General features: G+C 32.5%; 7 protein-coding genes and 1 riboswitch. Of the genes, 2 read left to right on the forward strand and 5 right to left on the reverse strand.

Annotated features, from left to right (window positions below; genetic code table 11):
- On the reverse strand, positions 1 to 664 hold a 664-nt coding region (locus Q4Q55_RS09435), incomplete at its 3' end, for a hypothetical protein (protein WP_303372560.1).
- 222 nt (positions 665 to 886) lie between these two features.
- A riboswitch (FMN riboswitch) is annotated at positions 887 to 1022 on the forward strand.
- A 51-nt stretch (positions 1023 to 1073) separates the two neighbouring features.
- On the opposite strand from Q4Q55_RS09435, the gene ribB reads away from it, so the two are divergent.
- Positions 1074 to 1757 carry a 3,4-dihydroxy-2-butanone-4-phosphate synthase gene (gene ribB / locus Q4Q55_RS09440; protein ID WP_303372561.1) on the forward strand — a complete coding sequence of 228 codons (684 nt, stop codon included), beginning with the start codon at positions 1074 to 1076 and terminating at the stop codon, positions 1755 to 1757.
- Here the strand turns inward: ribB and Q4Q55_RS09445 are convergent, their stop codons facing one another.
- From Q4Q55_RS09445 to gatA, 3 genes are all read right to left on the reverse strand, one after another.
- Entirely contained in the window at positions 1758 to 2174 is a 417-nt protein-coding gene (locus tag Q4Q55_RS09445) for a hypothetical protein (RefSeq protein WP_303372562.1), read from the reverse strand.
- Positions 2174 to 3667 (reverse strand): DJ-1/PfpI family protein, encoded by a 1494-nt coding sequence (locus tag Q4Q55_RS09450; RefSeq protein WP_303372563.1) that lies wholly within the window; start codon positions 3665 to 3667, stop codon positions 2174 to 2176. The genes Q4Q55_RS09445 and Q4Q55_RS09450 overlap by 1 nt, the downstream gene beginning before the upstream one ends.
- A 129-nt stretch (positions 3668 to 3796) precedes the next feature.
- Positions 3797 to 5167, reverse strand: a complete 1371-nt coding sequence (gatA, locus tag Q4Q55_RS09455) for an Asp-tRNA(Asn)/Glu-tRNA(Gln) amidotransferase subunit GatA (RefSeq protein WP_303372564.1) — start codon at positions 5165 to 5167, stop codon at positions 3797 to 3799.
- Between the two features lie 111 nt (positions 5168 to 5278).
- On the opposite strand from gatA, the gene Q4Q55_RS09460 reads away from it, so the two are divergent.
- Entirely contained in the window at positions 5279 to 6073 is a 795-nt protein-coding gene (locus Q4Q55_RS09460) for an HAD family hydrolase (protein WP_303372565.1), read from the forward strand.
- 63 nt (positions 6074 to 6136) lie between these two features.
- Here the strand turns inward: Q4Q55_RS09460 and Q4Q55_RS09465 are convergent.
- Positions 6137 to 6327 (reverse strand): S-adenosylmethionine synthetase N-terminal domain-containing protein (locus Q4Q55_RS09465; protein ID WP_303372566.1); only part of this gene is annotated, 191 nt, incomplete at its 5' end.

Raw genomic sequence — 6327 nt, forward strand, 5'->3', positions numbered from 1 at the left:
CTTCTTTTCTTCTTTGCCCATAATCGTATACTGCACTCATTTTACCACCTAATGCATCACATATTGCAGTTTTTTTCTCACCATCTTCCAAAAATTTATCAGTTAACAGATAAGCAACACTTTTAACCAAATTTTTTATTTCGAATTGTTCTAAATCAAGGTTTAATATTAAATCAACGGATCTTTCTATTTGTATTTCTCTAGAATTTTTACTTCCCATTACTGGAACCAATGACAAATCTATCAACTCAGTAGTGGTGATTTTTTTGTTATTTTGTATTTTTGTTTCTATGTTATTTATAATAGCATCACCATCCTCATCCATCATGGAATATATATCAAATGAGAATATAACAGATTCACCTATCTTATGCTGTATTTTTCTTGTTTTTTCAGTAGTACTTACAACAATTAGCTTAACTTCTTTTTTCGTTTCTTTTTTGAAATTAACAACTGAAAAATATGCTAAAAATCTGTCACCATCGTTGTCATCAACTTCAGTACTTTGAAATTCGATAATTAGTATGATGTCATCTAATTCGATTATTATGTCTGCAACTAATGTAGCAGCATCAATAAACCTTATTTCGGTTGGGTTTAACTTTTTCTTTTTTGATTTGATATTCAATCGCCTTAAAAAGATGTCTACTTCTTTTTCAGTCACATCCTTAAAAACGATATCCCCTGTTTTCTTGCCACGTTATCACTTAAATTAGTTATTTAATCTTATTTTATATTAATTCATATTTAAATACATCAGTTTTTTATAAAAACAATTTTTAGCTCTTATTATATTTTTTTAAGCTTAAAGCAATATTTTAAAATGAGAGCAACTATTGATAAAATTATACCACAAAGTATTTTATACATGATTGATATATTTGATAATACGTTCTCAGGGCGGGGTGCAATTCCCCACCGGTGGTGATTTTTGAATAAAATAAGTCCACGAGCACAATAAAAGTGTTGATTTGGTGAAATTCCAAAACCGACGGTAATAGTCCGGATGGAAGAGAAGTAATAATTGTTTAGTTATTTTTAGCCCTGGTTCTAGTAAATAAGGAGATATTACTATGAATCAAGAAACTAATTTAGATAAGGCTCTAGAAGCTATTAGAAATGGTGAATTCGTACTTGTTTTCGATGATGATGATAGGGAAGGAGAAGTTGACATGATTATCGCTTCTGAATTTGTAACCCCTAAATCAATTGCAACCATGAGAAACGATGCTGGTGGTTTAATCTGCAACTGTTTACATGCTGATTTCTGTGATGCTATTCATTTACCTTTCATGGTTGATATTATGAAAGCAGCAACTGAAAAATATCCAGAACTAGCTGCACTTGCACCAAATGATATTCCTTATGATGAGAGATCTTCATTTTCAGTTTGGGCAAACCATAGAAAATCTTTCACAGGCGTTACAGACCATGACAGAGCAATGACCATTAGTGAAATGGCAATCATGATGAAAGAAGAAAGATTTGATGAATTTGGAGCAACTTTCAGGTCTCCAGGTCATGTATGTCTTTTAAGAGGAGCAGATGGGCTTGTTAAAAACAGACAAGGACACACAGAAATAGGTCTTGCATTATGTGAACTTGCGGGTGTTACTCCTGTTTGCGTTGTTTGTGAAATGATGGATGGTGAAACCGGACAGGCTACTTCAATTGCCGATGCTCGTAAATACGCAGAAGAAAACAATTTGGTCTTGCTTAGAGGCGAAGACATCATCAATAAATATTTGGAAGAATAATTATTTTAAATTATTCTTTTTTTTATCTACAATATAGTTTGCAATAAATTCCGTTATCTGTTTAATTTTATATGAATTATAAATACTGAATGCAACATATTTTCCATCGTTCATTTGTATTTCCAATCCGTCTTTTACTTCTTTTGATTGATTAATGGCAATAATTTTAATCCACGGAACTCTTAATGTCTTACTTTTTAGGGCTTTTTCAATGTGAATTCCATCATCTTTGAATCTAACGGTTCTTATTATTCGTCTGTTAATGTCTGAACCTATTTGGATATCTCCGTTTTCATCAAATACATAGTCCGGAATCAGACAAGTTGCTTTCCAGCCCTGTTTCATTTTTTTTAAAACATGGGCACGGTCTTTTTTTGTGAGTTTAACGCCCGTTTCGGGACTTAAATTAAGAGCCATTATATCACTTTACTTTTAATTTCTTCAAATGTGTAAATTTTTTCAAATTCAACTTCACACGCCATGCCGATTATCTCATCAATGTTTAAGTTGTTTTCAATCAGATTCATTGCATGGGATGTAAACAATTCATATCTTATTTCTACTTCGGGAATGAATCCTCTCATGTCAGCTGATTTAAGTTTTGGAAGCTTTAAAACAGTATCAACATTTGTGTTTTCCTTAATGTATGGAACTACAGTGTCAAATATCTCATCGTTGTATACTTTGTTTAAAAGTATTGCTTCAACTTTTATTCCAAGCTTGTTCAGCATGTTGCTTTGTGCTACGATGTCTATTGCTGCAGATTCAATTCCGCCTTTGTTAACTCCAGTAGCCAATAGCATAGGTATTTTTGAAGACATTGCAATTTCAGCTGCTGAAAATGGAACTTTTTCATTTAATAGTCCGGTAAACACGCTCATAACGCCTTCAATTAGTACTATGTCATAATCTGAATTGTTCAATTGAGCTATTGTAGATTCTATGTCTTGCCAACCCAAATGTCCAATTTTTATTGAAGCGAAATCTTCCATTTTTCCTTTTGTCAAATATAATCCGGGTATAATGTCACGAACATCGGGACCAACTTTTAGAAGTGCAACTTTATAGCCCCTTTTTCTGATAGCTCCCGCAATGCCGGTTAAAATGAATGTTTTTCCGGAGTCTGATCCGTTACTTCCAATCATCAGATATTTAGGTTTTTTATTTGATTTGATTTCAGGTATTCTTATGCCGGTATTTATTCCGACTTCACTTTGCAGGAATTTTTTAACATCTTTGTTTCTATTGTAAACATCATCGATGTTTTGTATATCTATTTGTTCTTTAAGATTTTCTACAAGAATCGGATTTTCATCGAGTATTCCATGAATCATAGTGCCGATAACATTGCCGTCATCGTTGCATGCTCCTGAAAAGATGTTATATTCTCCTTTTTGGTTAGTGTCTCCATAATTCATTCTTTGGACTTGTGAATAGAATAGAGGTTTAGCATCTCCTTCAACTTTACCGTAAGTGTGTGTATGAAATCCTTTAACGTCTTTATTTTGATTTTTTACTAAAAATGAGTTGTCAAATACCTTTGCTTTAACCCTATCTGATGTAATTAATGGTGAAAAATTAACGTCGATTATTCCTAAACCCTCTTTCACGATAGGTACTGGAGATTTTCTGCCGATATCAATTTGGTTTGAAAGCAACTGGAAACCTGCACAAATTCCAATGATGGGTTTTCCTTCTTGAGCCATTTTTTTGATTTCTTTGTTTAAATCCATATCAATGTCATTGGATTCAATCAGGGTCCCACCAGGTATAATTAGAGCATCTAATTCTTTAGATGCTTTGTTACCGTTAACTAAACCATTTTCTTTTACAATATCTGTTGGTAAATTTCCAAAATCTTCAAATCCCGGAACAGATCCATTAATATAAGCAAGTCCAATTCTTGTCATAAAAATAACCTCTTGATAATCTATATATTTAATTAATTATTAAATTTTAGAGGTCAATTTCAAGTGTAAAATACTTTACAAATCATGAAAAATATAATCAAATTTATTTTCCAAAAAAAAGAGAGAAAACTATTGAGTGTTTTCAAACACACTCAAAGCTTTAATAATTTTCAAGTCGTCTAATGGTTTTGCCTGAATTTGCAAACCGACAGGAATGCCTTCAACTTCACCGGCTTTTATGCTTGCTGCAGGGATTCCGGCGAGGTTAGCTATTACTGTTAAAATATCATAAGCATACATTTCCATTGGTTCTAACTCTTCACCAATTTCGTGAGGAAGTTTTGGAACTGTAGGACCTACAATCAAATCAACATTTTCAAGCATTGAAGTGATTTCTCCTCTGATTACAGATCTTGCTTTTAGTGCTTGTTTGTAATATTTTCCACTAAATTCAGCTTCTGCAATATGTGAACCAATTTTAATTCTTCTTAAAACTTCATCTCCACATACTTCTTCAATTCTGGATCCGTAATCTCTTCCATCGTATTTTCTGGTTGCGGAGAAGAATTCCACATAGTTAATCAGGTAATATGTTGGAAGACATAAGTCAATGTAGTCAAAGCTTACTTCAACAAGTTCAGCACCGGCTTCAACCAATTTATTGATAGCTTTATTAACTGTTTTATTGATTTCATCGTCTGTAACATCAATGAATTCTTTACATACTGCTATTTTCATACCTTCTAAGCTGGTGTCTTCAAGTACTTCAGTAAAGTCTGGTTTTTCCCAGTTGAGAGTTGTACATTCTGTTTCATCATATTTTGCAATTGTATTTAATGCTAATGCAATACCGCTTACATCATTAGCCAATGGTCCGATTTGGTCCAGACTCATTGACAAGTCAAGTAATCCTTGTCTTGAAACGGCACCATAAGTAGGTTTAAATCCGACAACACCACAATGTGAAGCAGGGTTTCTAATTGACCCTCCGGTGTCAGATCCTATTGAAATATCACACATTTCTGCTGCAACAGCCGCTGCACACCCTCCTGATGAACCTCCAGGAATTCTTCCCATGGCCGCAGGGTTTTGGGTAGGTCCATAGTAAGAGGTTTCAGTCGAACTTCCAGCCGCAAATTCATCCATATTTAAGATACCGATTATTATTCCATCTTCAGCTAAGATTTCATTAACAACTGTTGCGTTGTAACTTCCAATGTAATCTTCCAATGTTTTTGAAGCTGCAGAGATAATCAGATCTTCGACATTAATGTTTGCTTTTATACCAAATACCAAACCAGCTAAAGCACCAACTTCTTCACCATTGGTTATTTTTTCATCAATGGCTTCAGCTTGTTTTAATGCATTTTCATAGTTTAATTCAATAAATGCATTAATGGTTTCGTTATTTTCATCAATAACTTTAATGAAACTTTTTACATTTTCTTTAGCTGTCATTTCCCCATTTTTAATGGAGTTTAACTTTTCAATAACGCTCATTAAAACACCTAATAATCGTAAATTATAATATTATTATTTTATTTTTCAATGTTTATATAGTTGTTTTTTTTTCAAAACTTTTAAATTATTTTTTCTACATACATATTATTGATGAAAAAAGCTGTTGTATTTGATAATTCAGGAACTTTAATAGAGAGATATAGAGTTATTAAAGATGTTTTAAATGGTAATATATTCACTGACATTAATTCATTAGATTTAATTGATGCGGCCGATTCATTAGCTTTGGTTGTTCTTCAATTTAATACAAATAAACTATTAAAACTCGATTCCGATACTTTAATTTCTGATGTAATCAAAGAGTATGAAATTGATTTTGATGTTAGTTTTTCTACTAAACAGGTTTCAAAAGCTGAAGTTAAGGAAATTTTAGATAATGAAACTTCAACCACAATATCTGACATTACTGATGGTTTTGATATTTTACGTGATAAAATACCTCATATGGAGCTGTGCAACGGATCTGCATTGATTGTTGACATGGATTTGGGTGTTGTTGCATACACCATCACTTCAGCGGGTAAGTTTTTCCCAAAGGTTTTTGAAACAGTTGAAACATTAAAATCCCGTGGAATTGAAATTTATATTGCATCAGGAGATAGAAAAGGAGCCATCAATAGATTAGCTAATATGCTGGATGTTCCTGAAGATAATGCTTATGGAACTGTTTCCACTAGAGGTAAATGTGAAGTTGTCTCCATTTTAAAGGACGGCGGCTATAAAGTCATGATGGTTGGTGATGGGCTTAATGATTTATTGGCCTTTAAAAAAGCAGATGTCAGCGTATTAACTATTGAACAACAGGAAGAAGTATCTCCTAAAATGATGGATAAGACAGATTATGTAATTGAAGATATTTTTGAAGTTACTATGATTGACTTTTAGTTTTATTTTTTCGTCTCTAATAACTTATAAGTTATAATTAAATTATTTAAAAAAATAAAAAAGCTATGAAAACATAGCATCAGATTTTACAAAGTCCTTATGACTTTCACTAATAGCATAATCAATATCCTCATCAGAAATATGATCTTCAGAGGTAATTTCACCTAATACCATACAAAAATCAGTAGTTACACAAGTCTCACAAGCAACATGGGAATTCTTATCCTTTGCCATGTATGCATATAAAATAGCAT

Origin of the sequence: Methanobrevibacter sp. (assembly GCF_030539555.1) — an archaeon.
Lineage (GTDB): Archaea > Methanobacteriota > Methanobacteria > Methanobacteriales > Methanobacteriaceae > Methanocatella.

Excerpts from the sequence above, each read along its gene's own strand:
- Q4Q55_RS09450 (WP_303372563.1), bottom strand. The coding sequence starts at position 3,667 with ATGACAAGAATTGGACTTGCTTATATTAATGGATCTGTTCCGGGATTT.
- Q4Q55_RS09460 (WP_303372565.1), top strand. The coding sequence starts at position 5,279 with ATGAAAAAAGCTGTTGTATTTGATAATTCAGGAACTTTAATAGAGAGA.
- Q4Q55_RS09445 (WP_303372562.1), bottom strand. The coding sequence starts at position 2,174 with ATGGCTCTTAATTTAAGTCCCGAAACGGGCGTTAAACTCACAAAAAAA.
- gatA (WP_303372564.1), bottom strand. The coding sequence starts at position 5,167 with ATGAGCGTTATTGAAAAGTTAAACTCCATTAAAAATGGGGAAATGACA.
- ribB (WP_303372561.1), top strand. The coding sequence starts at position 1,074 with ATGAATCAAGAAACTAATTTAGATAAGGCTCTAGAAGCTATTAGAAAT.